The sequence below is a fragment of the Amycolatopsis sp. NBC_01286 genome (assembly GCF_035982555.1).
Lineage (GTDB): Bacteria > Actinomycetota > Actinomycetes > Mycobacteriales > Pseudonocardiaceae > Amycolatopsis.
The window spans coordinates 9109070-9135285 of sequence record NZ_CP108428.1 but is presented as its reverse complement, the minus strand read 5'-3'; the positions used below and the strand labels follow the sequence as shown (position 1 = coordinate 9135285).

General features: G+C 73.2%; 23 protein-coding genes and 1 pseudogene. 9 read left to right on the top strand and 15 right to left on the bottom strand.

The features are described from left to right. Positions 1 to 17: 17 nt before the first annotated feature. Positions 18 to 845, top strand: coding sequence for a TIGR03620 family F420-dependent LLM class oxidoreductase (locus tag OG570_RS41825; RefSeq protein WP_326954282.1), 828 nt, complete (start codon positions 18 to 20; stop codon positions 843 to 845). Between the two features lie 65 nt (positions 846 to 910). Then, positions 911 to 1405, top strand: coding sequence for a winged helix-turn-helix domain-containing protein (locus OG570_RS41820; RefSeq protein WP_326954281.1), 495 nt, complete (start codon positions 911 to 913; stop codon positions 1403 to 1405). Here OG570_RS41820 and OG570_RS41815 read toward each other — a convergent pair. The 13 genes and pseudogenes from OG570_RS41815 to OG570_RS41755 form a co-directional block, all read right to left on the bottom strand. After that, complete coding sequence (locus OG570_RS41815) at positions 1392 to 3566, bottom strand: molybdopterin-dependent oxidoreductase (RefSeq protein WP_326960303.1); 2175 nt, start codon at positions 3564 to 3566, stop codon at positions 1392 to 1394. The genes OG570_RS41820 and OG570_RS41815 overlap by 14 nt on opposite strands. 173 nt (positions 3567 to 3739) lie before the next feature. After that, a pseudogene (locus OG570_RS41810) lies at positions 3740 to 4684 on the bottom strand (LLM class flavin-dependent oxidoreductase); the annotation flags it as partial. After that, positions 4681 to 5034 (bottom strand): ferredoxin family protein, encoded by a 354-nt coding sequence (locus OG570_RS41805; protein ID WP_326948396.1) that lies wholly within the window; start codon positions 5032 to 5034, stop codon positions 4681 to 4683. The pseudogene OG570_RS41810 and the gene OG570_RS41805, both read right to left, overlap by 4 nt. Further along, positions 5031 to 6521 (bottom strand): FAD-binding protein, encoded by a 1491-nt coding sequence (locus OG570_RS41800; protein ID WP_326954280.1) that lies wholly within the window; start codon positions 6519 to 6521, stop codon positions 5031 to 5033. Before OG570_RS41800 ends, OG570_RS41805 begins: the two co-directional genes overlap by 4 nt. Continuing rightward, the gene (locus OG570_RS41795; protein WP_326954279.1) at positions 6518 to 7237 is read right to left on the bottom strand and encodes an ABC transporter ATP-binding protein; all 720 of its coding nucleotides are present in this window, start codon (positions 7235 to 7237) and stop codon (positions 6518 to 6520) included. The genes OG570_RS41800 and OG570_RS41795 overlap by 4 nt, the downstream gene beginning before the upstream one ends. After that, on the bottom strand, positions 7234 to 8202 hold the full coding sequence (locus OG570_RS41790) for an NrtA/SsuA/CpmA family ABC transporter substrate-binding protein (protein WP_326954278.1): 969 nt from the start codon (positions 8200 to 8202) through the stop codon (positions 7234 to 7236). The genes OG570_RS41795 and OG570_RS41790 overlap by 4 nt, the downstream gene beginning before the upstream one ends. Before the next feature lie 10 nt (positions 8203 to 8212). Continuing rightward, positions 8213 to 9043, bottom strand: a complete 831-nt coding sequence (locus OG570_RS41785; RefSeq protein WP_326954277.1) for an ABC transporter permease subunit — start codon at positions 9041 to 9043, stop codon at positions 8213 to 8215. After that, complete coding sequence (locus OG570_RS41780; protein WP_326954276.1) at positions 9040 to 10011, bottom strand: ABC transporter substrate-binding protein; 972 nt, start codon at positions 10009 to 10011, stop codon at positions 9040 to 9042. Before OG570_RS41780 ends, OG570_RS41785 begins: the two co-directional genes overlap by 4 nt. Before the next feature lie 137 nt (positions 10012 to 10148). Next, a complete protein-coding gene (locus OG570_RS41775; protein ID WP_326954275.1) occupies positions 10149 to 10850 on the bottom strand; it encodes a DsbA family protein in 702 nt (233 codons plus the stop codon). Between the two features lie 3 nt (positions 10851 to 10853). Further along, a complete protein-coding gene (locus OG570_RS41770; RefSeq protein WP_326954274.1) occupies positions 10854 to 11282 on the bottom strand; it encodes a cupin domain-containing protein in 429 nt (142 codons plus the stop codon). 10 nt (positions 11283 to 11292) lie between these two features. Further along, the gene (locus OG570_RS41765; protein WP_326954273.1) at positions 11293 to 11712 is read right to left on the bottom strand and encodes an RrF2 family transcriptional regulator; all 420 of its coding nucleotides are present in this window, start codon (positions 11710 to 11712) and stop codon (positions 11293 to 11295) included. Between the two features lie 8 nt (positions 11713 to 11720). Beyond that, positions 11721 to 12371, bottom strand: coding sequence for an alpha/beta hydrolase (locus OG570_RS41760; protein WP_326954272.1), 651 nt, complete (start codon positions 12369 to 12371; stop codon positions 11721 to 11723). Then, positions 12368 to 13477, bottom strand: coding sequence for an LLM class flavin-dependent oxidoreductase (locus tag OG570_RS41755; RefSeq protein ID WP_326954271.1), 1110 nt, complete (start codon positions 13475 to 13477; stop codon positions 12368 to 12370). Before OG570_RS41755 ends, OG570_RS41760 begins: the two co-directional genes overlap by 4 nt. 163 nt (positions 13478 to 13640) lie before the next feature. Here OG570_RS41755 and OG570_RS41750 point away from each other — a divergent pair, with 163 nt between their 5' ends. Continuing rightward, positions 13641 to 14783, top strand: coding sequence for an acyl-CoA dehydrogenase family protein (locus tag OG570_RS41750; RefSeq protein WP_326948407.1), 1143 nt, complete (start codon positions 13641 to 13643; stop codon positions 14781 to 14783). 39 nt (positions 14784 to 14822) lie between these two features. On the opposite strand, the gene OG570_RS41745 is transcribed toward OG570_RS41750, so the two are convergent. Together OG570_RS41745 and OG570_RS41740 are read right to left on the bottom strand one after the other, a co-directional pair. Beyond that, a complete protein-coding gene (locus OG570_RS41745) occupies positions 14823 to 15224 on the bottom strand; it encodes an ATP-binding protein (protein WP_326948408.1) in 402 nt (133 codons plus the stop codon). A 94-nt stretch (positions 15225 to 15318) separates the two neighbouring features. Then, complete coding sequence (locus tag OG570_RS41740; RefSeq protein ID WP_326954270.1) at positions 15319 to 16266, bottom strand: collagenase; 948 nt, start codon at positions 16264 to 16266, stop codon at positions 15319 to 15321. Positions 16267 to 16556: 290 nt separating this feature from the next. Between OG570_RS41740 and OG570_RS41735 the strand changes: the two genes are divergently transcribed. The 6 genes from OG570_RS41735 to OG570_RS41710 all read left to right on the top strand — a co-directional run bounded on the left by OG570_RS41735 (position 16557) and on the right by OG570_RS41710 (position 26216). Next, on the top strand, positions 16557 to 19217 hold the full coding sequence (locus OG570_RS41735) for a LuxR C-terminal-related transcriptional regulator (protein ID WP_326954269.1): 2661 nt from the start codon (positions 16557 to 16559) through the stop codon (positions 19215 to 19217). Positions 19218 to 19502: 285 nt separating this feature from the next. Then, complete coding sequence (locus OG570_RS41730; protein ID WP_442788227.1) at positions 19503 to 20444, top strand: ABC transporter permease; 942 nt, start codon at positions 19503 to 19505, stop codon at positions 20442 to 20444. After that, positions 20444 to 21439 (top strand): ABC transporter permease, encoded by a 996-nt coding sequence (locus tag OG570_RS41725; RefSeq protein WP_326948411.1) that lies wholly within the window; start codon positions 20444 to 20446, stop codon positions 21437 to 21439. Before OG570_RS41730 ends, OG570_RS41725 begins: the two co-directional genes overlap by 1 nt. A gap of 18 nt (positions 21440 to 21457) precedes the next feature. After that, positions 21458 to 23140 (top strand): ABC transporter substrate-binding protein, encoded by a 1683-nt coding sequence (locus OG570_RS41720; protein WP_326954268.1) that lies wholly within the window; start codon positions 21458 to 21460, stop codon positions 23138 to 23140. After that, complete coding sequence (locus OG570_RS41715) at positions 23137 to 24879, top strand: ABC transporter ATP-binding protein (RefSeq protein ID WP_326954267.1); 1743 nt, start codon at positions 23137 to 23139, stop codon at positions 24877 to 24879. The genes OG570_RS41720 and OG570_RS41715 overlap by 4 nt, the downstream gene beginning before the upstream one ends. A 341-nt stretch (positions 24880 to 25220) precedes the next feature. Further along, positions 25221 to 26216, top strand: coding sequence for an iron-containing redox enzyme family protein (locus OG570_RS41710; RefSeq protein ID WP_326954266.1), 996 nt, complete (start codon positions 25221 to 25223; stop codon positions 26214 to 26216).

Sequence of the window (26216 nt, the reverse complement as noted above, 5' to 3'; positions counted from 1 at the left end):
GGTGCTGAAGTCGTCCCATGAGTATCGACCTGGGTTTGCTCGGCGCCCACCTGCGCGAGCACGAGGTGTCCCCGGAACGGGCCGCCGAACTCGAGGCGGCCGGTTACGGCACGCTGTGGCTGGACGCGTCGCCGCCGGCCGACCTGAAACTGGTGGAGGAGCTGCTCGACGCGACCACCCGGCTGGCCGTCGGGACGAGCGTGGTGAACGTCTGGACCGCCGACGCGGCGACCGTCGCCGCGTCCTACCACCGGATCGTCGCCAAGCACCCCGACCGGTTCCTGCTCGGCGTCGGGATCGGGCACCGCGAGGTCGACACCGGATACGCGTCGCCGTACGAAAAGCTGGCGTCCTATGTGGACACCTTGACCGCGGCCGGCGTGCCGGCCGACCGGGTGGTGCTGGCCGCCCTCGGCCCGAAGATGCTGCGGCTGGCCGGCGAGCGCACCGCCGGGACCGTCCCGTGCATGATCACCACCGAGCACACCCGGCGGGCCCGGGCCGCCCTCGGCGCGGGGAAGCTGGTGCTGCCCGGGCACTTCGTGCTGCTGGACGACGACGTCGACCGCGCCCGCGCGACTGCCCGCTCCGCCCCGCCGGGGACGGCGCTGGTGGTCACCAACTACGTCGCCAACCTCCGGCGGCTCGGCTTCACCGACGACGACTTCGCCGGCCACGGCAGTGACCGCCTGATCGACGCGCTCGTCCTGCACGGCGGGCCCGCCACGATCGTCGCCGGCGTGCAGGCGCACCTGGACGCGGGCGCGGACCACGTCGGCATCTACCCCCTCGGCGACGACCCGATCGGCACCCTGCGCGGGGTCGCCGAGGCCGTGTTGGCCTGATCCGCTCGTGTTCCGCTCCCTGGACGTGCTGGCCGGACGCGGGGGCGGGTGTCCAGAATGCCCGCATGACAGCGTGGACGGACGAAGTCCGGACCGACGAAGCCCGGCCGGCGGTCGAGCTGACCGTGGCCGTCCGGATCCGCATCGACCCGGGGCACGCGGCCGGCCTCACCGCGCGGCTGCTGGAGTCCTTTGAGGACACCCTCGGTGTCCGGTTCGACGAGCGCCCGGACGCACAGGTGGTGGACCTGGCGACGCGCCGCCCGGCCGTCCGGATCGAGGCGGGCTCGCGGCGGGTGCTGGTCCGGGGGACCGCGCTGGAGCTGACGCGGCTGGAGTTCGAGCTGTTGCTGTTCCTGGGCCGCCACCCGGACGTGGTGTTCAGCCGCCGAACGCTGCTGACGGAGGTCTGGGGCGCGCCCCACCACGGCGGCGAGCGCACGGTGGACGTCCACGTCCGCAAGCTGCGCCACAAGTTCGAGCCGGAGCCGGCCCCGATCACGACGGTCCGCGGGGTCGGCTACCGCTTCGACAGCTCCGCGGAGGTCATCGTGGTGTGAAGTGTGGTGGCTGCAGCGCCGTGACCTCCGGGACCGCACCTTCGAACCGCTGGACCTCCACCGCCGCGTGCTGGCCCGCGCAGCCCTGTGACAGCCGGGACGACGGGATGTCCGCCGTCAGGACATTCGGGTTGCCGTGGGCGCACAGCGGGCCCGTGGGGTGGTTCTCGACCGGGTCGAACCACGCTCCTGTCGGGAGCTGGACCACGCCCGGGCGCAGGGCGTCGTCCAGGACCGCGCCCGCCAGGCACGCGCCGCGCGTGTTGTACACCCGGACCACGTCGCCCGTGGCGATGCCCCGCGCCTCGGCGTCGGACGGGTTGAGGCGGATCGCCTCGCGGCCCGCTACCTTGCCCGCGCGGCTGACGTCGCCGCCGTCGAGCTGGCTGTGCAGGCGCGTGCGCGGCTGGTTCGCGATCAGGTGCAGCGGCCCGGACTCCGTCGGCGGCAACCAGACCGGGTGCCCGGGGCAGTCGTCGTACCCGAACCCCGCCACGACGGCCGACGTGATCTCGATCCGGCCGCTGGGGGTCTTCAGCGGGTGGGCGAGCGGGTCGGCGCGGAAGTCCGCCAGCAGCGTGTGGTGCGTCGGCCCCGGCGGGAGCCGTAGTTCGCCGGCCGCCCAGAACTCGGCGAACGAAGGGACACCCGCAGGGCGCCAAGCCTCGTAGAGGTGTTCCAGCCATTCCCGCGGCGAGCGCCCTTCGGTGAAGGAAGCGGCGACGCCGAGCCGGGCGGCGAGACCCGCGAAGATCGCGTAGTCGTCACGCGCCTGCCCGGCGGGCTCGGCGATCCGGTGCATCGCGATCAGGTGCGTGTCCCGGCGCCCGGACCCCAGGTCCTCGCGCTCCAGCGTCGTCGTGACCGGGAGGACGACGTCGGCGTGCCGCGCGGTGGCCGTCCAGAACGGTTCGTGCACCACCACCGTGTCCGGCCGGGCGAACGCGCGCCGCAGCCGGTTGAGGTCCTGGTGGTGGTGGAACGGGTTGCCGCCCGCCCAGTAGACCAGCCGGGTGTCCGGGTACCGCCGGACCTCGCCGTTGTAGTCGTAGGCCGCGCCTGGGTGCAGCAGCAGGTCCGCGATCCGGGCGACCGGGATGAACTCCTTCACCGGGTTGACGCCTCGGGGCAGGTACGGCGTCCGGACCTCCGGGCCGGTGTCGCCGACGTCGCCCATCGAGCCGTAACCGTGGCCGAACCCGCCGCCCGGCAGGCCGATCTGCCCGAGCATCGCGGCCAGGGTGATCCCCGCCCACACCGGCTGCTCGCCGTGTTCGATGCGCTGCAGCGACCACGTCACCGTGACCAGCGTCCGGTGCGCGGCCATCTCCCGGGCGAGCGCGACGATGTCGGCGGCGGGGATCCCGGTGATCCCGCTCGCCCACCGCGCGTCCTTGCCGGTGTCCAGCAGGTACCGTTCGAAGGACGCGTACCCGACGCAGTACCGGGCCAGGAAGTCGCGGTCGTGCAAGCCTTCGACGACCAACGTGTGCGCGAGACCCAGCATCAACGCCGTGTCGGTCGCCGGCCGGATCGGGTACCAGCCGGCGTCCACTGTGGACGGCAGGTCGTCACGCAGCGGGCTCACGAGCGCGACCCGGGCGCCCAGCCGGGCGAGGTGCCCGGGCGTCCCGTGCTCGGTGACGCCGCCGGGCGTGACGAACACGTTCTTCTCCGGCACACCGCCGAAGGCCACGATCAGCTCGGTGTGCTCGGCGATCGTCGGCCAGCTCGACGCCTGGCGCAGCACGGCGTGCGCGTCACCGACGACGTGCGGCAGCAGCACCGTCGACGTCCCGTTGCTGTAGCTCTCGCGGGACGACGTGTAGCCGCCGATCGTGGTGAGGAACCGGTGCAGCTGGCTCTGCGCGTGGTGGAACCGCCCGGCGCTGGCCCAGCCGTACGAGCCGCCGAAGAGCGCCTGGCTGCCGTGCTCGCCCCGGACGCGGTCGAGCTCGGCGGCGAGCCGGTCGAGGACCTCGTCCCACGGCACCTCGACGAACTCGTCGCGGCCGCGCCGCTCATCGGGTCCGGGACCGTCCTCCAGCCAGCCGCGGCGCACCGCGGGCCGGGCGACGCGGGTCGGGTGGTCCAGCGCCGCGGCCAGGTTGCCCAGCAGCGGTGACGGCGCCGGGTCGGCCGGGTGCGGGACCACCCGCAGCCGGCCGTTCTCGACGTCGGCGGAGAACGCACCCCAGTGCGACGTGCTCGGCCTCGTGCCCCGACGGTAACGGCGTCGGCGCGCTCGCGGACCAACCGCACGAGCGTGCCGTAGTCCCGCGCGTCGGCCAGTGGCGAGAACCCGCGGATCAGCAGCGTGCCGACACCGAGCCGGAGGTAGTCCAGCAGCGAGTCCGCGACCTGCTCGTAGCTGCCGACCAGCGCGGTGGAGTTCCCGGCCGCGCCGGTCGTCTTGGCCACCGCCGTCCACAGCCGCTCGTCGTGGACCTCGCCGGTCGCCGCGGCTTCGAGCAGCCGCTGCGAGCCGACGGCGGCGGTGGAGTCGCGGACGCCCTTGAACTCGCTGACGCGGTCCTGGGTGAGCCGCAGGATGTCGCGGGCCCGGTCCCAGGCCTCGGCTTCGGTCGCCGCCGGGATCGGGCGGAGGCTGACGCTGAACGCCGGGGTGCGCCCGTGCGGCGCGGCGGCGGTCCGCACCTCTTCGATGCGCTGGGCGATCCCGGCCAGGGGCTCGCCCCAGAAGGCGTAGACGTCGGCGTGCTTCGCGCCGACGCGGATGGCGTCGCCCGACGCGCCGCCGAAGTAGACCGGGATGCCGCCGTCCGGGCGGACGTCCGAACGCGCGCCGCGGACCTGGTAGAACTCGCCTTCGTGGTCGAACGGCTCGGCCGAGTCCCACGTCTTGCGCACCACGGACAGGAAGTCGTCGGTGCGGCGGTAGCGGGTGGGCTTGTCGGTGAAGTCGCCGTCGCGGGCCTGGTCGGCGTCGTCGCCGCCGGTGATCACGTGCAGGGCGATCCGGCCGGGGTGGAACGCGTCGAGCGTGGCGAACTTGCGCGCCAGCTGGGTGGGCGCGACGAAGCCGGGCCGGTGGGCGAGCAGCACGCCGAGCCGATCGGTGGCGGCCAGCACCTGGTCGGCGAGCACGAACCCGTCCGGGCTGCTGGCGGACTGGGCGATCAGCACGCGGTCGAAGCCGGCGGCCTCGTGGGCGCGGGCGACCTCGCGCAGGTAGCCGGGCTGGATGATCGGGCCCTCGGGCGCGACGATCTCGCTGGCCTGGCGGCCGGCGGCGTATCCGATGAATTCGACGCTCACGGGGTCTCCTGTCCTAGGGCGCGGGCGGTGGCGAAGATGTCGCCCATCCGCCAGCTCTCGTTCGGGTGGGTGCGGCGCGCCCGGCCCCAGCCGGAGTCGCGCCGGTACTGGGCGGGCCAGTCCGTGCCCCGGACGGCTTCTTCGTCCGCCGACACCGGCGTCCGGCAGTCGGGGTCGACGAACAGCGCGTCGACCGGGCAGTACAGCTCGCACAGGAAGCACGTCTGGCAGTCGGATTGGCGGGCGATGACGGGTGGTGCGTCGGGGACGGCGTCGAAGACGTCGGTCGGGCAGACCTGCACGCACTTGTCGCACTCGATGCACCGGTCGGCGAGGACCAGTTCGATCACGCGACGGCCTCCTTCCAGGCGGGGTCGTCGGTGCGCCAGTGCATGCCCCGGGTCTCGGGCCGGCGCAGGGCCGCCTTCTTGACCCAGCGGCCCATGGCCACCAGCGACGCGGTTTCGCGGGCCGTGACGGCGTCGCGGCCGGTTCCGGTCAGGCCGCCCTCGACGATCGTCCACAAGGGATCCAATGTGGACAGAGAGGCACGGAGACCCGGCGCGTCCCGGAACATGTTCTTGTCGTAGGCGTTCAGCTCCTCGCGCACGACGTCGACCACGCCGGCGGTGTCCACGGTGGCCGTCCGGCCGCTCGGGCGGATCCCCGCGCGGCCCACCGCGTGCAGTGGCGCGGAGCCCGCCGACCGGGCGTGGCGGACCGCGGCGCGCCCGGCCCAGGTGCCCGAAGACACGGCCCACGCGGAGTTCGGCGAGCCGCCGCCGGAGATCGCGCCGACCACCGGCACCCGGCTCGCGACGTCACCCGCGGCGAACAGCCCGGGCACGTCGGTGGTGCAGTCCGGGCCGGTGACGACCAGGCCGCCTACGCCGCGGATCGTGCCCTCGCCGAGCAGCGTGACCTCGAACCGGTCGGTGTAGGGGTCGATGCCGCGCCGGGCGAAGGGCAGCAGGAAGTTCGGCTGCACCACCGGCATCTTCCGGCGCACCCACTCCGGCGTCCGGTCCAGCGTCGTGAACACCGGCCCGCGCAGCAGGGCCGCGCCGAGGACGCGGTTGCGGTCCGGGCCCGGCGGCAGCGCGATCTCGGCGCCGTCGACGTCGGTGTAGGTCCCGAAGAGGTACGACATCGACCGCGCCATCGTCGAGTACGCCGGGGCGAGGGTGTAGTAGTTCGAGAACTCCAGGCCCGACAGGCGCGCCCCGGCCTCGACGGCCATCAGGTGCCCGTCGCCGGTGTTGCCGCGCGAGCCGAGCAGGTTCGAGCGGAACGCCGTCCCGCCGGTGGCCAGCACCACCGCGCCCGCGCGGACGCGCCAGCTGCCCCCGGCCTGACGGCGTACCCCGGCCGCGCCGCCCGCCGAGCCGTCCGGGCGCAGCAGCAGTTCCAGCGCCGGGTGGTGGTCGAGGATCCGGACGCCCGCCCGGTGGATCAGCCCGCGCATCGCGCGCAGGTACTCCGGGCCGCGCACGTTGTTGGTGCGGTCGGGCTGCCCGTCGCGGACCGGGAACGGGTAGTACTTGTCCAACGTGGGCAGCCGCTCCCAGGTGGTGCGCAGGACGCGCAGCGCCTGCTCGGGATCCGCGAGCCCGCCGGCGTGCGCGTGCCGTTGCGCGACCGCTTCTTCGTGGCGCTCCGGCGGCACGAACCAGTGCGTCACCCCGGCCGTGGCGGTGACGCCGCTGGTGCCGCAGTAGCCCTTGTCCGCGAGGACGACGGCCCCGCCGGCCTGGGCCGCGGCCAAGGCGGTCCAGGTCGCGGCGAGGCCCCCGCCGACGACGAGCACGTCGGCGGCGAGATCGAGGTCGCCGCTCATCGCGACTCCGCCAGCTCGGCGTCGGCGGCGACGCCGAGTTCGGCGAGCAGCCGGTAGCGCAGCTGCTCGAACTCGGGGTTGCGGCGGGTGCGTTCGCCGTCGAAGGCGACGCGGTGTTCGGCGGCGAGCCGGCCTTCGCGCAGCGCGACGACGCGGTCGGCGAGCAGGATCGCCTCGTCGACGTCGTGGGTGACCAGCAGGACGGCCGGGCGGTGGTGCTCGACCAGCCGCCGGACCAGGGCGTGCATCTTGATCCGGGTCAGCGCGTCGAGGGCGGCGAACGGCTCGTCGAGCAGCAGCAGGCGCGGCTCGCGGACCAGCGCCCTGGCGAGGGCGACGCGCTGGGCCTCACCGCCGGACAGCGTCGCGGGCCAGGCGTCGGCGTGGCCGGTCAGGCCGACCTCGGCCAGCGCCCGGGTCGCGGCGTCGCGCGCCCCGGCGCGGGGGAGGCCGACCGCGACGTTCTGCCACACCGGCCGCCACGGCAGCAGCCGGTGCTCCTGGAACACCACCGCCCGCTCGGGCGGGGCGGCCAGGTCGCCGCCGTCGGGCTCGTCGAGCCCGGCCAGCAGCCGTAGCAACGTCGTCTTGCCGCAGCCGCTTTCGCCGATCAGCGCGACGAACTCGCCGGGCGCGATGTCGAGGTCGAGTCCGTTGAGGACGGTCCGGTCGCCGAAGCTCTTGGTCAGCGCGCGCACGCGCACGGCGGTGCTCACAGCTTCGCCGAGTGGTCGGCGACGGTGATCGGGCCGGTGAGGATCTTGCGCTGGGTCAGCCAGTCCGCGCCGCGCTGCAGCTGCGCGATGCCGTCGTCGTCGACGAACTTCAGCTTCGTCTGGACGTTGTGCGACGCCATCTTGTCCAGCACCGCCTGCGGGTAGTGGGAGACGGCGTTGCCGATGTCCAGGGACTGCTTGTAGTTCTGGTTCTGCCAGTCCTGGTCGGCTTGGAACGCCTTGATCACCTTGCGGATGGTGTCGGCGTTCTGCTCGGCGTACTCGCGGCGGACGAGGTAGCTGGTGAAGTCGATCTGGAAGTCCAGCTCGTCGCCGTCGACGAAGATGGCCTTGGCGCCGTACTGCACCTCGGCGATCTCGCGGAAGCCCTGCCAGATGGCCCAGGCGTCGATCTTCCCGGCGCCGAACGCGGCGGACGCCTCGGGTGGGTTGAGGTAGGTGACCTTCACGGATTCGCGCGGCACCTTGTACTTCTCCAGCGCGGCAACAAGAAGGAACTCGCCGAGCCCGGCTTTGTTGACCGCGACGGTCTTGCCGACGAGGTCCGTGACCTTCCGGATCCCCGTGTTCGCCCCGGCGACGATCGCCGTGGTGCGCGGGGTGGACGCCGCCCAGGCGACGTAGACGAGGTCGGCGCCGGAGAGGATCGCCTGGTCGGCGGGGGTGGTGCTGCCGCCGAAGCTGAAGTCCGCGGTGCCGCCGACGACGGCCTGCAGCGTCGGCGCGTGGTTGGGGAACGGCCCGACCCACTCGACCGTGAGGCCCTGGTCCTTGAGCATCTTCTCCAGCACGCCGCGGGCCTTGGGCAGCGAGATCGTGCTGTAGGTCAGCCGGACCTTGCCCTGGGTGGCGCCGCCGGCCGAGCCGGTGGCGCACGCGGCGAGCGGAGCGGCTACGGCGGCCAGGCCGGCCGCGGTCAGGAAGGTGCGTCGGGAAAGCGTCATGGCGGATTCCTCAGGCGGTCAGGCGGGCGTAGGTGGGGTGCCAGCGCAGCAGGCGGCGTTCGAGCAGCCGGGTGACGAGGTCGCAGAGGATCCCGATCACGGCGTAGATGATCACGACGAGGACGATCACGTCGGTCTGCAGGAACTCCCGGGCGTTGGTGGCCATGAACCCGAGCCCGGCGTCGGCGCCGAGGGTTTCGGCGATGACCAGGGCGAGCCAGGCCGCGGTGAGCGACAGCCGCAGCCCGCCCAGGATCGAGGGCAGCGCGCCGGGCAGGACCACCCAGCGGATCCGCGCCGTGCGGCCGAGGCCGACGACGTCGGTCATCTCCAGCAGCTTCGGGTCGATCTGGCGGATGCCGAGCACGGTCGTCAGGTAGAGCGGGACGGCGGAGCCCAGCGAGATCAGGAAGATCTTCCCGGCCTCGCCGATCCCGAACCAGACGATCACCAGCGGCAGGATCGCCAGGAACGGCACCGCGCGCACCATCTGGATGCTGCGGTCGAGCAGCGCTTCGGCCACTTTGGACAGTCCGACGAGCAGCCCGAGCGCGACGCCGGTGCTCGCTCCGATGGCGAACCCGGTGGCCGAGCGCTGCAGGCTGGCCAGCAGGTTCGTCGTGAGCTCGCCGTCGGCGAGCAGGTCGCCGGCCTTGGCCAGGACGCTGCTCGGCGCCGGGAGCACCTGCTTCGGCAGGACGCCCAGCCGCGCCAGCAGTTCCCAGAGCGCGAGCACGGCGACCGGCGTCAGCCACGACGCGGCGCGGTACGGGAACCCGCGGCTTCGGGCGCGCGTGCTCGCCGGGAGCGCCGCCGACGGGACGACCACGGCGCGCGTCACCGCGGATCGATCCCGGAGTCGATGTACTTGCTCAAGTCCTTGCCACTCGGGAACAACCCCTGCTGGACCCAGGTGTCGTAGGTCTTCTGCAGCTGGCCGGCGAGCGCGGCGTCGACCGGGATGCGCTGGTAGGTCGTCTCGTCCGGGCGTACCTGGGTGGCGACGGCCAGGGGCTGGTGCGCGAAGCCGGCGTACCACTTGTCGAACGCGTCCGGGTTGTCCTTGGACCAGGCGTAGCCCTTGTCGACGCGGCTCGCGAAGTCCTGGATCGCGGTGCGCTTGCGCGGGTCGGCCAGCGCGGTGTCGGTGGCGGACAGGACGTTGAGGCCGCTGTTGATGCCCGCGCCGTCGCTGAGCACGCGCGCGCCGAGCTCGCCGCGGGCGCGGGCGGCGTAGACGCTCCAGGTGGCCCAGGCGTCGATGCTGCCGGTCGCGAAGGCGGAGTTCGCCTCGGTCGGGGCGAGGAAGTTCAGCGTGACGTCCTTGTCGCTCAGCCCGGCCTGCTTGAGCGCGCCGATCACGAGGTAGTGCGCGACGCTGCCGCGGGTGGTCGGGGAGACCCGCTTGCCCTTGAGGTCGGCGAGGGTGCGGATCGGGCTGTCCTTCGGCACCAGGATGTAGGTGCCCCTGCCGCCGTTGCTCCAGGCCGCGGCGACCTTGATCTTCGAGCCGCCGGCGATCGCGGTGACGGTGGGGGAGTCGTTGGCGCCGCCGATGTCGATCGCGTCGGCGCGCAGGGCCTCGTGCAGGTTGACGGCCGCGGCGAACTGCGACCACTCGATCTTGTACGGCAGGTTGTCGAGCAGGCCGGCGGCCTTCAGCCGGGACTGCGTGGCGCCGGTCTGGTCGCCGACGCGCAGCACCACCTCACCGGAAGCGTCCGATGTGGACGATCCGCACGCGGTGAGCGTGGCGAGGCCGAGCAGGGCGGCCAGCAGTAGCAGCGCGAGCCGGGGTTTCGAAGGCATGCGGGAACTCCCCAAAACGGTGTCGCCGGAGGAAAAGCCGGTGGCGCGGACCAAATGGTCACCGGCATGTGTCTATTCTGCTCGGCGGCCGGGGAGAGTCAACGCTCCCGGGCGGGTTCCCACGAGCCGGGAAAGCTCTACAGTGGACAGTCGAGCGTGCCGCCGCCCGCCGCGCGCACGGCGTCGGCGTACTCCCGCAGCGGACGCCAGCCGGGCACGACGAACCGGCCGCCGGGGCCGGTGAAGGTCAGCGTCGGCAGGGCGTAGCGGACGTTGTGCTCGAGGTGCTTCGCGCGGCCGCTGTGCGGTCCGGGCGCGGTGATGTCGAGGACCTCCGGGCACGGGTTCCGGGTTTCGCGCCAGTCTTCGCGCACCGCCCGGCGGACGGCGTCGCTCAGCATGGCCGCGTGCAACGCCGCCAGGTCGAGGCCCGGGACGCCGTCGACGGCGGCGAGCACGCGATCGGTGTCGTCGGCCGGGGTGCCGAGGATGAACGTCGTCTCGCGCAGCCGGCTCAGGACGTCGTCGGCGACGGTTTCCCCTTGGGCCTCCGCGGCTTTCGCGGCCAGGGAAGCCGGCCAGCTCGTCCGCGCCACCCAAGCCAGGTGCGGTGCCTTCGGAGCGCCGGTGTGCTCGGTGACGCCGTCGATGAACGTCGCGTACCAGGCGGCTTCGGCGGCCGGATCCGGCGCCGGGTCCTCGTCGTCGTCGAAGAGGATGCCGAACACCCGGCGCCACCGGGCGCCGGGGAGGTTTCCGCGCAGCCAGCGGAACTTCGGCTCCGAACCCCACGCCCACGGGCAGGCGGGGTCGGTGTACTCGACGACTTCGAGCGCCACGGGTCAATCCGTGGGGACGTCGACCGGGGACCAGAGACTCGGCAGGTTGACCACGATGCCTTCCTGGCTGCTGCGCGCGATGATCACGACCGCCTCTTCGTCGGTCGGGTTCTCCTCGCGGTGCGGCACGTACGGCGGCACGAAGATGTAGTCGCCGGGCCCGGTCTCCAGGCGGATTTCCTCGTCACCGTCGGCGAAGACGAACACCGGGTGGCCGGACTTGACGTAGATCGCCGTCTCGGCTTCGCCGTGGTGGTGGTCGCCGGAGTTGGTCACCGGCGCGACGTGCGTCTCGCCCATCCAGACCTTCTGCGACCCGACGGTCTTGCCGGAGATCGCCTCCAGGCGCTTCATCCCGGTGGTCTGGTCGGTGTCGCCGGTGAGGTCCGCGCCGCGGATGCGGCGCAGGGGCTGGTGCCAGAGGTCGGTCATCGGGATCCCTTCAGGTGACGGCTTCGGCGGCCGCGTCGGTGAGCAGGTCGGCGATGGTCGTCGCGCGCAGGATGGCGGCCAGGCCGGACTCGAGCCCGGACCAGAACGGCGTGAGCCCGGCGGCCGTCCCGTGGTAGGCCAGCGCCGGGCGCGGCTCGCCGCGGACGCTCAGGAACTCGCCGTCGACCGCGACGACGGCGTCCCGCACGGTGATCTCCGCGGCGGCCCTGGCCAGCCAGTAGCCGCCCTCGCAGCCGCGCTGGCTGCGGACCAGCCCGGCTTGGCGCAGGTCGCGCAGCACGGCCTTGATGAACCGCGCCGGGATGTCCTGGGTGGAGGCGACGGCTTCGCAGGTGATCGGCCGCGTGGTGTCCGCGGCGAGCTCCAGCAGGACCCTGATCGCGTAGTCCGCCCTGGCCGAGATGCGCATGCCCGCCATCATCCCCGGACCAGCGCCGGTGTGCCCGTTCCGGCCCGCAGCCATTCCAGGAACTGGACGATCTCGGCCGCGACGCTGCGGTGGTCGACGTCGTTGAGCACGTCGTGCCGGCCCCCGCCGACGAGCACGAACCGGCTCTCCGGCAGCTTCGCCGCGTACGACCGGGCAGCCTCGGGGCCGGCGACCTTGTCCGCTTTGCCGTGCAGGATCAGGACGGGCACCGCGGGCTCCGCGAGCGGGCTCGTAACGGGCGTGTGCAGCTCGCCGCGGGCGAACCGGTCGTCGGCGTCGAGCAGGGCGCGGTGGACCGGGCACGCGGTCCGCGCGTCCAGCTCGTCGTCCCAGCCGGTGGAACCGCCGAGCGGCAGCCCGCTGGCGATCACCGCGTCGACCGGCAGTTTCGCGGCGAGGTCGAGGGCCCGGATCGCACCGGTGTCGTGGCCGAGCAGCACGACGGGACCCGGGCCCGCCGTCACCTTCACCGGGAGGTCGGCTTCGGGCACGGTGACGCGGTAGCCGTCGAAGGCGAGCCGCGTGCCGAGCCGGGCGTAGTGCGCGGGGTGCTCGCCCCGCCCGGGCAGCAGCACCACCGTGCCGCGGACCGGGACGCCCTCGGCCGGGGCCCAGCGGATCGCTTCGGCCAGGGTCATACGGCGGCCGCCGCGGCCGGCTGCCGCCCGCGGCGGGCGAGCTCCGAACGGACCAGCGGCAGCAGGTGCCTGCCGTAGTCGATCGTGTCGTCCAGCGGGTCGTACCCGCGGATCAGCAGGGTGGTGACGCCGATGTCGACGTAGTCCAGCAGCGCCTTGGCCACCGTTTCGGGGGTGCCGACGAGGGCGGTGGAGTTGCCCGCGGCGCCGGTCGCCGTGGCCGTGGGTGTCCACAGTGCACGGTCGTGGCGGTCGGCTTTCGCGGCCGCGGCCAGGAGCCGGACGCTGCCGACGTTGGTCGGCTGGCCGCCGTCACGCCACTCACGGGCCGCCTTCGCCGCGCCGGAGGCGGTGATGGTGTCGAGGATCCGCTGCGCGCGTTCCCAGGCGAGGTCCTCGGTGGGGCCGAGGATCGGGCGGAACGACACGCTGATCCCGGGGAGGGTGAGCCGGCCGGCGGCCTTGGCCGCGGCGCGGACGGCGGCGATCTGCTCGGCCGTCTCCTTCAGCGGCTCGCCCCAGAGCGCGAAGACGTCGGCGTGCTTGCCGCCGACCCGGTAGGCCGCTTCCGAGGAGCCGCCGAAGTACACCGGGATCCGCGGGTTCTGCAGCGGCCGGACCTGCGGGGTGTAGTCGTCGAGCCGGTAGTGCTTGCCGTGGTGGGAGAACGCGTCGCCCGACGTCCAGGAGCGCTTGAGGATCTCCAAGTACTCGTCGGTGCGCTCGTAGCGCTCGTCCTTGCCGAGGTAGTCGCCGTCGCGGGCCTGCTCGACGTCGCTGCCGCCGGTGATGGTGTGCACGGCGACGCGGCCGCCGCTGAAGTGGTCGAGGGTGGCGAACGCGCGCGCCGCGAGCGTCGGCGCGACGAACCCGGGGCGGTGGGCGATGAGCAGGCCGAGGCGCTCGGTGTGGGCGGCCGCGTAGGCCGCCACCTGCTGGCCTTCCGGCCAGCCCGCGCCGTAGCCGATCAGCACGCGGTCGAAGCCGCCGTCCTCGTGGGCGCGGGCGAACCGCCGGACGTAGGCCGGGTCGATGACCGGCCCCCTGGCCGGCCGGGTCTCGCTCGCGTCCCGGGTGCCGATCATGCCGACGAACTCGACGGGCATCTGCTTTCCTTTCGCCACAAGACAAACGCAGGCGTCAGGGAACGGCACGAGCACCACTGCTGTCAATTGGGCATCTCCAGGTGTCCATTTGCTGGACGCCCCTGGTCTTCGCTGCGCCGGGCGGCTTATCGTCTCGCCGCACCCGACCCCTCCGGAGGAACTCGTGACCACGAGCGTCGCCACCGTGCCCGCGCCCGACCTGGCCGCGTTGCCCTCGATCGTCGCCGGGCTGGCCGCGCGCGCCGGCGAGCACGACCGCGAGGCGACGTTCCCGCACGAGGGCGTCGACCTGGTGCACGCGGCGGGATTGCTGACGACGACCGTGCACCCGCGTTACGGCGGCCCGGGCGCGGGCGTGCTCGACACGGCGAGGCTGCTGGCCGAACTCGGCCGCGGCGACCCGTCGGTCGCGCTGGTCACGGCGATGACGTTGTTCGTCCACGCCGGCCAGGCGACCGCGCCGTCGTGGCCCGACGACGTCTACCGCGAGGTGCTGGCGGAGTCGGCGGAGCGGCCGGTCCTGATCAACGCGCTGCGCGTCGAGCCCGAACTGGGCTCACCCACCCGCGGCGGCCTGCCGGCGACGATCGCCCGCCGCACCGCGGACGGCTGGCGCCTGACCGGCCGCAAGATCTACTCGACGGGCTCGGTCGGCTTGCGCTGGATGATCGTCTGGGCCCGCACCGACGAGCCCGAACCGCGGGTCGGCGGCTTCCTGATCCGGGCGGACGCCCCGGGCATCACGATCGAGCCGACGTGGGACCACCTGGGCCTGCGAGCGAGCGCGAGCCACGACGTCGTGTTCACGGACGTCCCGGTACCTTCCGGTGCCACGGCCGGACTGTCCACACCGGACACCCAGCGGCCGCCGGTCCTCACGTTTCCGTTGGCCCTCCCGGCGCTCTACCTCGGTGTCGCCCGCAACGCACTCGAGTGGCTCACCGGGTTCCTGCGCGAGCGCGTCCCGAGCGGGCTGGGCAAACCGCTGTCGACGCTGCCGCGCTTCCAGACCGGGGTGGGGGAGATCGCCGCCCGGATCGCGGGCGCGCAGGAGATCCTCTTCGGCCTGGCCGCCCGGGTGGACGAGGGTGCTCCCGACGCCATCGCCCACGCGGGCGTGGCCAAGGTGCTGGCGACCCGGTTGCTCATCGAGGCGGTCGAGCAGGCGGTGGCGCTGGCGGGAAACCCCGGCCTGACGCACGGGAACCCGTTGCAGCGGCACTACCGCGACGTGCTGTGCAGCCGCGTCCACACGCCGCAGGACGACGCGGTGCTGACCGGGCTGGGGCGCTCGATCCTGGGCTGAACCCTCAGCGTGACCGTCGTCCCGAACGCATGAGCGCGCTCAGCTCAGTGCGACCCGCGCCCACACGGTCTTGCGGCCGTCGCGGATCTGCTGGCCCCAGCCCGCGCTGACCGACTTGACCAGCTGCAGCCCGAGGCCGCCGTCGGGGATGGCCGGGCGGGTGCTCTCGTCGACGACCTCGAGCAGCGCGTGCTCCTCGTCGACGGTCAGCCCGATCCGGCGGCGGCCGGCGCCGTGGAGCAGCGCGTTCGAGGCGAGCTCGTCCAGCACGAGCAGCACGTCGACGACGCGGTCCTGGTCGATGCCCGGCAGCTGGCCCTCCAGCACGGCGCGGGTCCACTGGTGCGCCTGCGGCAGGTCGTCCCGGTCGGTCAGGCTCATGTCGCAGTGCACCGCGGCCTGGGCGGTGAGTGGGCTTTCGTACCTGTCGTCGGACGTCACCCGGGTCCCCCTCGTGGTTCGGCAACGCCGGGAGGTACCCACTCCGCGGCCGGTTCAAGCACGCCGGTTCGCCCGGCGTGCCCGAACCGGTTCGTCACGTCAGCAGCCAGCGGTACCAGTCGGTGTCGTAACGGGTGCCGATCGTCTGCTTGAGGAAGGTGCGCGCGGCCGTCCAGGCGCCGGTCCGGTAGTAGCCGAGCAGCTTCGTGACGTCGGCCGGGTGGTTCTCGACCATGTACCAGACCGCCAGGTAGCCCCACACGTACGTGCGGGTCTGGTCGTTGCCGGGCGCGTTGTCGAAGACCGTGCTCAGCGCGTACGTCCGCCTCGGCGCTTCGGTGGCGGCCTGGCTGTTGAAGACGCCGCGGTAGCCGTAGCCGACGTACTCGGCCAGCCCCTCGATCCACCACTGCGTCGGCGTGGCGATGTTGGCCTGGTAGTCGCCGTACAGGTCGAAGCGGCCGTCGAGGTAGTGGGTGTACTCGTGGTTGAGGTTCTTGATCTCGAACGCGGGCTTCGTGTCGTCGCGGTAGGCGACGAACCGGGCCTGGTTGCCCGTCGCGGCCGGGTTGCCCTCGAGGTAGACGCCGCCGTTGTCGGTGCTGACGCCGAACATCGACGGCGCGTAGTACTGGTAGTCGGCCCGCGAGTTGAAGACGTCGACCTCCAGCGACGTGTTCCGGTCGCCGGCCACCGGCCCGCTGTCGCTCACCAGCCGGTGGAAGTAGCCGTCCTGCCCGGTGAGGCTCGTGCAGGTCGCGGACAGCTGGGCGGCCGTCATGGCCTGGGCGCGGATCCGCAGCGACGTCGTGCAGGAGCGGGTCACCGGCAGGACGTCCACGGCGGCCTTCGCCGGTGTCACCGCGGTGCCGATGTCGGCGGCCGGGCCGAACGGGTGGGCCGCGGTGGTGGTGGCCGGGACGCCGGGCCGGGCGGTGAGGCTCGACGCCGGCGGGGCCGTGACGAGCGTGAGGGTCGCGCACAGGGCGAGGGTGGGGACGGCGGCGCGTTTCAGGCCGAGGCCCAGTGCCATGCGTTTCATGGACGTGCTCCAAGAGGAGAAGGGGACGAGAGAGGAGTGCGGTGCCCGGCTCGGGGACCGGGCACCGCACCCGGGCACGGATCGCGGTGACGTCGTCGTGCCGGCAGGTCCGGGGCCGCCCGGTCGCGGATCGGGGGACGGGGTCTTCCGCCGGCCCCGGGACGCTGCGGGACCGATCCTGAACCGCCGTCCGGCCGGTGACCATGCGCGCCGGCGGAACTACGGATACCCAATCAATTCCCCGCCTTTCGTTCGGTGCGCGGGTGTCGCGGCCGATCTAGGCTGCGCCGATGAGCCCGCCCACGGCGCCGGGCGACCTCGTGGCCGAGGCCGTGCGGCGGACCCTCGCCGGGGACCAGGCCCGGCCGCTGCTGCTGCACGTCACCGGGGCCGCGGGCACGGGCAAGACCGTCCGGGCCGCGGGCCTGGTCGCTCTCGCGCGCGCCGCGCCGGTGTCGTCGCTGGACCTGTCGTTCACCTCGGCCGGGAGCCTCGTCGTGCGGTCCGCGTCCGGCGTCGGCCCGCCACCCGACCCGGCGCTGCGCGACGACGTCCGGGAGTGGCGCGACCGGCTGGCGCGCGAGGTGCCCGCGCTGCTGGTGGTGGAGGACGTCCAGCGCGCGCCGGCCGCGTTCGTGGCGTTGGTGCGCGACTGGGTGGAACGCGCGCGGGGCGGCTGCGTCACGGTCGTCACCGCGCGCCCGGAGGAACTCGCGGACCCCGCGCTGCCGCTGGGCGCGGGACTCGCGCCGCCGTCGGCCGTCGTGGTGCGCCACGAGCACCTGGCCGGCTGGGACGGCGACCGCGTCCGCGACGCCGTGCACGACCGGCTGGGCCCGCAGCGCTGCTCGCGCCAGGTCGTGGCCCGGATCGCCGGGCTCTCCGGCGGCAACCCGCAGGTGGTGGCCGACCTGCTCGACCTGCTGGCCGACGCCGGCGCGCCGGGGGAGCCGTTCTCGCTCGCCGACGTCGACGCGGCCGGCGTCCCGGCCCGGCTGGCGCAGCTGACGGCCGGCCGGCTGGCGGCGCTGTCGCCGGACGCCCGGGCCGTGACCGCGGTGTCCGCCGTGCTCGGCGGCCCGGCGAGCGGCGCGGACCTGGGCAGCGCGGCCGGTCTCGCGCCCGGCGACGGCGAGCGGGCGGTCGCCGAGGCCGTCGCCGCCGCGCTGCTCACCGAAGACGAGCGTGGCTCGTGCGACTTCGCCGTCCCGCTCGCCGCGGCCGCCGTGTGCGCGCGGCTGGGCGGGGCGCAGCGGCGGCGGCTGCACCTGCGGGCCGCGGACGTCCTGTGCCGGCGACGGCCGGTGCCGTGGGTGCACGTCGCCGAGCACCGGCGCCGGGGCGCGTCCCCGCGGGGCTGGCTGCGCGCGGTCGAACGCGCCGCGAGCGACCCGGCCGCGTTCGGCGACCCCGAGTCGGTGATCGACACCGTGCGGCCGGTGCTCGCGTCCACCGAGATCGCCGAAGACGTGCGGGCCCGGCTGGCCTTGCGGGTGTCGCGCAACGCCGTGCTGACGCTGCCGTCGCCACGCACGGTGGCCGTGCTGCGGGAGATCGTCGGGCAGACGGGCCTCGCCCCGGGCGTGCGCGGCGAGATCCGCCTCGAACTCGGGCTGCTGCTGCACAACCAGCTCAACCAGGCCGAGGGCCGCGCCGAGCTGGAACGGGCCGCGGCGGAGCTGCGGGACCGGCCGGCGCTGCTCGTCCGGGCCATGACGGCGCTCGCCAACCCGTTCCAGGCCGGCGCCGCCCGCGCCGACCACGAGACCTGGCTGGCCCACGCGGAGGACGTCGCCACCCGGGCCGGTGACGACACGTCGCGGGCGGCGGTGGAGTCGACGCGGATCACCCTGGATGTGGCGTGCGGGCGGCGGTGCCCCGGCCGGCCACGGGCGCCGCGGGCGGAGTTCGAGGTGCGGCACAACGAATACCTGGCGCGCGGCTTGACGAACACCGCCGTCGCCGCGGTCTTCGCGGGCCGCTTCCGCGGCGCCGGGGCGCTGCTGGACCGGGCACGGCAGTGCTCGGCCGTGCTGGGTTCGCCGTTCCTGGAACAGTGCGACCGCGGCACCGGGCTGTTGTTCGACTTCGAACGCGGCGCCTGGGACGGGCTGGCCGACCGGAGCCGGCGCAGCCTGTCCGACGCGGGTGTCCAGGCCGACGCGCGGCTGGTGCTGGTCCAGCTGGCCCTCGCCCGCGGCGACTGGGCGGAGGCCGAAGAGATTTGGCCCGCGCGCGGCGGGTTCGCGTTCGTGCCGTACGACGCGACGGCGATCGCGGCGCGGGCACGCATGGACCTGGCCCAGGGCCGGACGGCCGAAGCCGTGACGGCGGTCGAGGAAGCCTGGGAGTCGATCGCGGCGAAAGACATCTGGGTCTGGGCGGCCCGCCTGGCCCCGGCGGCCGTGCAGGCGTGGCTCGCCGCCGGCCACCACGACCGGGCCGTCGCGGCGGTGGCGCAGTTCGGCCAGGGCCTGCGCGGCCACGACAGCCCGGCGGCGGCCGCCGCACTGCTGTGGACCCGGGCCCTCTTGGCCGACCACGCGAACGACCCGGCGGCTCGTGGCCTGTACGAGCGAGCGTCGGCCCTGTTCGCCCGCTTGCCCGCGCCCTACCCGGCGGCCCTGACGCAGGAGGGCGCCGGCCGGTTCGCCCCGGCGTTGGACACGTTCACCCGCCTCGGCGCGGCGTGGGACGCCACCCGCGTCCGCGGCCGCCTGCGGGCGGCCGAGGTCCCGCCGGGCCGCCACCGAGGCCGCCCGTCCTACCACGACGGTCTTTCCCCGCGAGAGCACGAAATAGCCGAGCTGGCCGCGGGCGGCCTGACGAACCGGGCGATCGCGGAGACGCTGCACCTGTCCCAGCGAACGGTGGAGCACCACGTGGCCCGCGCGATGCAGAAAACGGGAGTGCGATCGCGGCGGGCGTTGCTCGGCGAGGCACACGCCTGACGTTGATGCCTGTATGCGGCTTCGGTGCGGGCTCGGGATTCGCCCCAATGTGGCCGTCGGTGCGTCTGACGCACCCAAGGCGGCCCGGGCCGCGTCGCGGAGGCAGGACCCGTGCCTGACAACGTCCGCGTAGTGGACAGAAAATTGGTCATCGACCCCCAAAACGCCAGGAAACCACCGCAAGTGCGGGTTACTTCCCGTCCAGATCGTGAGACAGTGGGGCGATCACCGCGAACTTCCTTAAGGTCCCTGATCGTCACTCGATCGGCTGAACTTGAAGGTGCTGTGGCCAACCCTCCGCCGACACCCGCCAGCGGTGTCTCGCCCGTCGCGGCGCGTTCCCTGCCGTCCGCGGTGTGGCGTGCCGTCCGTTCCGGGTGGTGGACCTCCACCTGTGCGGTCCTGATCGTCCTCATCGTGCTGCTCGCTGCGGCGGCCGATCTGTTCGTGCTGGCCGAAGGGCAGAGCCTGAACCCGGACATCGCCACGCTCGGGCCGACCGGGCTGCCCGCCGGGACGCTCGGCGGCGTGAGCGGTGCGCACTGGTTCGGGGTCGAGCCGCTGACCGGCGTCGACCTCTTCGCGCTCGCCGCGCACGGCGCCCGGACGTCGCTGCTCGTCGGCCTCGGCGCCACCGTGCTGGCCACCGCGCTCGGTGTCGTGATCGGCGTCAGCGCCGGCTACCTCGGCGGCTGGTGGGACCGGCTGGTCACCTGGACCGCCGACGTCATCCTCGGCTTCCCGTACCTGATCTTCATGATCGCGCTCGGCGCGGTGCTGCCGGTCGACTTCCCGCGGCAGTTCACGCTGGTCGTCGTCCTCGGGCTCTTCGGCTGGCCGCGCGTCGCGCGGATCGTCCGGTCGCAGGCCCTCACCCTCGGCAAACGCGACTTCGTCGCCGCGGCGCGGGTGATGGGCGGCGGGCCGTGGCACGTGTTCACCAAGGAGCTGCTGCCCAACCTGTGGGCGCCGATCATCGTCGTGGCCAGCCTGTCCATCCCGTCGATGATCGGCAGCGAGGCCTCGCTGTCGTTCCTCGGCGTCGGCGTGCTGCCGCCGACCCCGAGCTGGGGCCGCACGATCAGCACGGCCATCGACTTCTTCGAGACGGACCCGATGTACCTCGTCTTCCCCGGCCTGCTGCTGTTCCTGATCACGCTGGCGTTCAACGTCGTCGGCGACGCCATCCGCGACGCGCTCGACCCGCGGTCCGGGGGCGCGGCCTGATGCGCACCGCCCGCTTCGTCGCGACCCGGTTCGCCGGGATGCTGCTGGTCCTGTTCGTCGTCGCCTTCGTGACGTTCGTGGTCTTCTACGTCCTGCCCGCCGACCCGGCCCGGATGGCCTGCGGCCGCCCGTGCTCGCCGGAGAGCCTCGCGATGGCGCGGGAGTTCATGGGCTACAACAGCCCGTGGTACCAGCAGTTCTTCGACTTCCTCGGCGGCATCTTCGGCGGCCGCACGTTCGGCACCGGCGTCTCCGCGATCCACTGCACCGCACCGTGTTTCGGCTACGACTTCCAGAACAGCGTCGACGTCCTCAGCGAGATCGGCGGCCGGATCGGGGTCAGCTTCTCGGTGGCGCTGGGCGCGGCCGTGATCTGGATCGTCCTCGGCGTCGGGCTCGGCGTGCTTTCGGCGCTGCGCCGCGGGTCCGCCGTCGACCGGATCACGATGGCCGCCGCGATGGCCGGGGTGTCCATGCCCGCCTACCTGGCCGGGATGATCGGCATCACGATCTTCGCGTTCGCCCTCGACGTCGTGCCGAAGAACGGGTACGTGCCGCTGACCGAGGATCCCGCGCAGTGGGCGTGGCACCTCGTGCTGCCGTGGCTGGTGCTCGCGTTCCTGCACGCCGCGATCTACGCCCGGCTGACCCGCGGGCAGATGCTGGAGACCCTCGGCGAGGACTACATCCGCACCGCGCGGGCGAAGGGCCTCACCGAGCGCAAGGTGGTGGGCCGGCACGCGCTGCGCAACGTCCTGCTGCCCGTGGTGACGGTGTTCGGCGTCGACCTCGGCGCTTTGCTGGCCGGCACGGTGATCACCGAGCGGATCTTCGGCATGGCCGGGGTCGGGCGGCTGCTGGTCGACGCGATCGCGTCGCTCAACCTCCCGGTGCTGCTGGGCGTGACGCTGTTTTCCGCGCTACTGGTCACCTTCCTGAACTTCCTGGTCGATCTCTGCTACGGCGCGCTCGATCCGCGAGCCCGCCTCGTCTGAAGTGCTGAAGGGGAATTGATGAAACGGGGACACGTGCTGAGGCTCGCCGCGGGGGTGACGGCCGCCGTCCTGCTGCTCACGGCGTGCGGGGCCAACGACACGCCCGCCACCCAAGGCGGTTCCGTCAAGCCGGGCGGGGACCTGGTCCTGCTCAACGACGCGCCGTCGATCACCTGGGACCCGGCGAAGAGCTCCAACCTCGTCGTGACCACGCTCGGGCTGGTCCACCGGCGGCTGACGTCGTGGGACGTCGCGCCGGGCAAGGACACCACGGTCGTGCCGGACCTGGCCACCGACACCGGGCGCCCCAGCGACGGCGGCAAGACGTGGACGTTCACCCTCAAGGACGGCCTGAAGTACAGCGACGGCACGCCGATCAAGTCCGAGGACGTCAAGTGGGGCCTCGAGCGCTCGTTCGCGCCCGCGTTCTCCGGCGGCCTGTCCTACCACAAGGACCTGCTTTCGCCGGGCCTGGCGTACAAGGGCCCGTTCGACGGCGGCAAGGAGCTGGACTCCATCCAAACGCCCGACGCCAAGACGATCGTCTTCCACCTCGCCCGCGCGTACGGCGACTGGAACTGGGTCGCCAGCACCCCGGCGTTCTCGCCGGTGCCGAAGGGCAAGGGTGCCGAGGCGAACTACGGTGACCACTCGATCGCGTCCGGCCCGTACCAGATCCAGAGCTACGAGCGCGGCAAGTCCGCGAAGCTGGTCCGCAACCCGAACTGGGACCGCGCGACCGACCCGACGCGCAAGGCGAACGCCGACACCGTCGACTTCGAGCTCGGGCAGGACACCAGCGTCATCTCCAAGCGCCTGATCGACGACACGGGCAAGGACCGCAACGCCTTCGGCATGTCCTTCGCCTCGCCGGCCCAGCTGGCGCAGATCCAGGGCAGCCCGTCGGCCAAGGCCCGGCTCGTCACGTCGGAATCCGGGGCGCTGTCGTACCTTTCGCTCAACACCCAGCGCGGCAAGCTGGTGGACCCGAAGGTGCGCCAGGCGTTCCAGTACGCCGTCGACAAGGCCGCCTACCAGGTGGCCAGCGCGGGCAACGCCCAGCTCGCCGGCGACGTCGCCACGACGCTGATCACGCCCGGCCTGCAGGGCCGCGAACAGTACGACCTCTACCCGGCGCCGCCCTCCGGTGATCCGGCGAAGGCCAAGCAGCTGCTCGCGGACGCGGGCCTGCCCAACGGGCTCGACGGCCTGGTTCTCGCCACGCACAACGAGAACGGCTACCCGGAGAAGGCCGCGGCGATCCAGGCCTCGCTGGCGCGGGCCGGCATCAAGGTGACGATCAAGCCGCTCGACGAGGACACCTACACGTCCGAAGTGGACACCAAGGGCCTGTCGGACTACGACCTGACGCTCACCTCGTGGCAGCCGGACATCCCGTCGGCCAACGCGAACATCCAGCCGCTGTTCCAGTCGACCGAGATCGGCAACGGCGGGTACAACGAGTCGCGCTACAGCAACCCCGACGTCGACCGGCTGATCGCCGAGGCGCAGGCCACCATCGACCCGGCCGAGGCCGGCAAGAAGTGGGCGGCGCTGGACAAGAAGATCCTCGCCGACTCGCCGGTGGTCCCGTTGCTCTACAACCGCAACTCGTTCCTGCACGGGTCGAACGTCGGCGACGTCGAGATCGGCAAGTTCCCGGCCTACGTCGACTACCGCAAGTTCGGGATCGTCTCGTGACGGCGGCCTCGCCGGCCGAGCCGGTCGGTCCGGCCGGCGGGGCCTTGCTGTCGCTGCACGACGTCGCCGTCCGTTTCGGTGACGTGGAAGCCGTCCGCGGGGTCGGGTACGCCGTCCACGCCGGCGAGGTCGTCGCGGTGGTCGGGGAGTCCGGCTCGGGCAAGACGGTCACCGCGATGTCCCTGCTCGGTCTGCTCCCGCCCACGGCGAAGGTGTCCGGACGCGCGGAGCTGGCCGGGCGCGATCTCTACGCCATGGCCCCGGCCGAGCTGCGGGAGGTTCGCGGCGGCGACGTCGGCATGGTGTTCCAGGAGCCGATGAGCGCGCTCAACCCGGTGTTCACCATCGGCGACCAGCTCGTCGAGGCGATCCGCACGCACCAGCCGCTGACCCCCGCGGCGGCCCGCGAACGGGCGATCGAGCTGTTCGGCCTGGTCGGGCTGCCCGCGCCCCGCGAGCGGTTCCGCTCCTACCCGCACGAGCTGTCCGGCGGGCAGCTGCAGCGCGTCGTCATCGCCATGGCCGTGGCCAACGACCCGAAGCTGCTGATCGCCGACGAGCCGACCACGGCCCTGGACGTCACCGTCCAGGCCGAGATCCTCGAGCTGCTGCGGGACCTGCGCTCCCGGCTCGGCACGGCGATCCTGCTCATCACGCACGACATGGGCGTGGTCGCCGACCTCGCCGACCGGGTCGTGGTGATGCACGACGGCGTCGTCGTCGAGCAGGGCGACGTCCGGACGGTCTTCACCGCGCCCGCCGAGGCCTACACGCGCCAGCTGCTCGGCTCGGTCGTCTCGCTGAGCACCGCGGCGACGACCGGCCTCCAGCGGGCGCTGGCGGCCGACATCGAGATCTCGCCGGGGCACGTCGCGGCGGCCGAACACCCGGCGGTGGCGTCGGTTCCGGACGTCCCGGCCGAGAAACCGTTGCTGCGCGTGGAAGATCTCGCCGTCACCTACCGCGGCCGGTTCCGGGCGATGGCCGTCCACGCCGCCGAAGGCGTGAGCCTGCACGTCGAGCCGGGGGAGGTCCTCGGCCTGGTCGGCGAGTCCGGTTCAGGGAAGAGCACGGTCGCCCGCGCGGTCACCGGCCTGCTCGCGCCGACGGCCGGGGCGGTCCACATCGGCGACGTCGACATCACCCGGGCGCGCGGCCGGGCCGCGAAGGCGTTGCGGCGGCGCATCGGCGTCGTGTTCCAGGACCCGCTGTCCTCGCTCAACCCGCGCACGACGGTGGGGGAGAGCGTCGCGACGCCGTTGCGGCTGCACAAGGCGGTGCCGTCGTCCCAAGTGGACGGACGGGTCGCCGAGCTGCTGTCGGCGGTCCAGCTGTCGCCGTCCCTGCGCTCGCGTTACCCGCACGAGCTGTCCGGTGGGCAGCGCCAGCGCGCCTGCATCGCGCGGGCGCTGGCGCTGCGCCCGGACCTGCTGGTCGCCGACGAGCCGACGAGCGCCCTCGACGTCACCATCCAGGCCCGCATCCTGGACCTGCTGCGCGAGCTGCGCCACGAGTTCGGGTTCGCGTGCCTGTTCATCAGCCACGACCTCGCGGTGATCGAGCAGCTGGCCGACCGCGTCGCGGTGATGCACCGCGGCCACGTCGTCGAGCAGGGCCCGACCAAGGAGGTCCTGACAGCACCCGCACACGCCTACACACGCCGGCTGCTGTCGGCGGCCCCGGTGGCCGACCCGGACGCGCAACGGTTGCGCCGGGAAGCCTGGCGGCAGCTACGCTAGGTCCAGGTGCTCCCGCAGCGTCGTCCCTTCGTACTCCGTGCGGTACACGCCGCGGTCCGGCAATTCCGGGACCAGCCGGTCGACGATGTCGTCCAGGGCGGCCGGGACCAGGTGGGGGCTGATGGTGAAGCCGTCGACCGCGCGGGTGCGGACGTAGCGTGCCCATTCGTCCGCGACCTGGCCCGGCGTGTGAACCGGCGCGTCCTGCCGGAGGCTGTCGGCTCGACCGGTTCCGATCCGGCCACGCCGGCCCGGTCGCGCTCAGGTCGGCGCCCCCGCCGAGGCGTGGGGTGCGCGGTCACGGGGTATCCGCAGATTTCCTGCACCTATCTGGAGGTCCGATGCGCCTGCCCGCCACCCGGGGGCCCGTCAGCGAGGAGGTCGTCCGCCTCCTGCGCGGCGCGGCCCCGGTCGAGGACCTCGACCACGGGCCCGCACAGCCGGCCGTGCACGACGAGGACCTGCAGCTGTCCCTGTGGATCTGTTACGAGCTCGGCTACCGCGGCTTCGACGACCTCGAACCGGACCAGGACGGCGGGCTCGCGCTCCACGCCCTCCGGAAAGACCTCGAAAGACGGTGGCTGGCCGGGCTGCACGACCTCGTCGCGCCGGTCGCCACCGACCCCGCCGACGTCCCGCGGGCGCTGGCCCGGCTGGTCGCCGCCGACGACGGCCCGCCGTTGGCGAAGTTCTTGCAGCGCAAGGCATCCGCCGCGCAGTTCGGCGAGTTCGTCGCGCACCGGTCGGTGTACCACCTCAAGGAGGCCGACCCGCACAGCTGGGCCATCCCGCGCCTCAGCGGGCGGGCGAAGGCCGCGCTGGTCGAGATCCAGGCCGACGAGTACGGCGGCGGGCGCGTGGAACGCATGCATTCGGAGCTGTTCCGCACGACCATGCGGTCACTAGGATTGGACGACACCTACGGCCACTTCGTCGACGACGTGCCGGCCGTCACGTTGGCGGTGAGCAACCTGATGTCCCTGTTCGGGATGAACCGGCGCTGGCTCGGCGCCGCGCTCGGGCACCTCGCGGCGTTCGAGATGACGTCGTCGCTGCCGAACCGCCGCTACGGCAACGGGTTGCGCCGCCTCGGCGGTGACCCGGTGGCGACCCGCTTCTTCGACGAGCACGTCGAGGCCGACGCGGTGCACGAGCAGATCGCGGCCCACGACCTTTGCGGCGGCTACGTCGCGGAACACCCGGAAGCCGCCGGGGACGTCCTGTTCGGGGCCGCGTGCGCGCTGGCGGTGGAGGCCGAGTTCGGGGCGCGGCTGCTGGACCGCTGGGCGGCCGGGTCCCCGAGCCTGCGCACCCGCGCGCTCTCCGGTGCGGCGTGA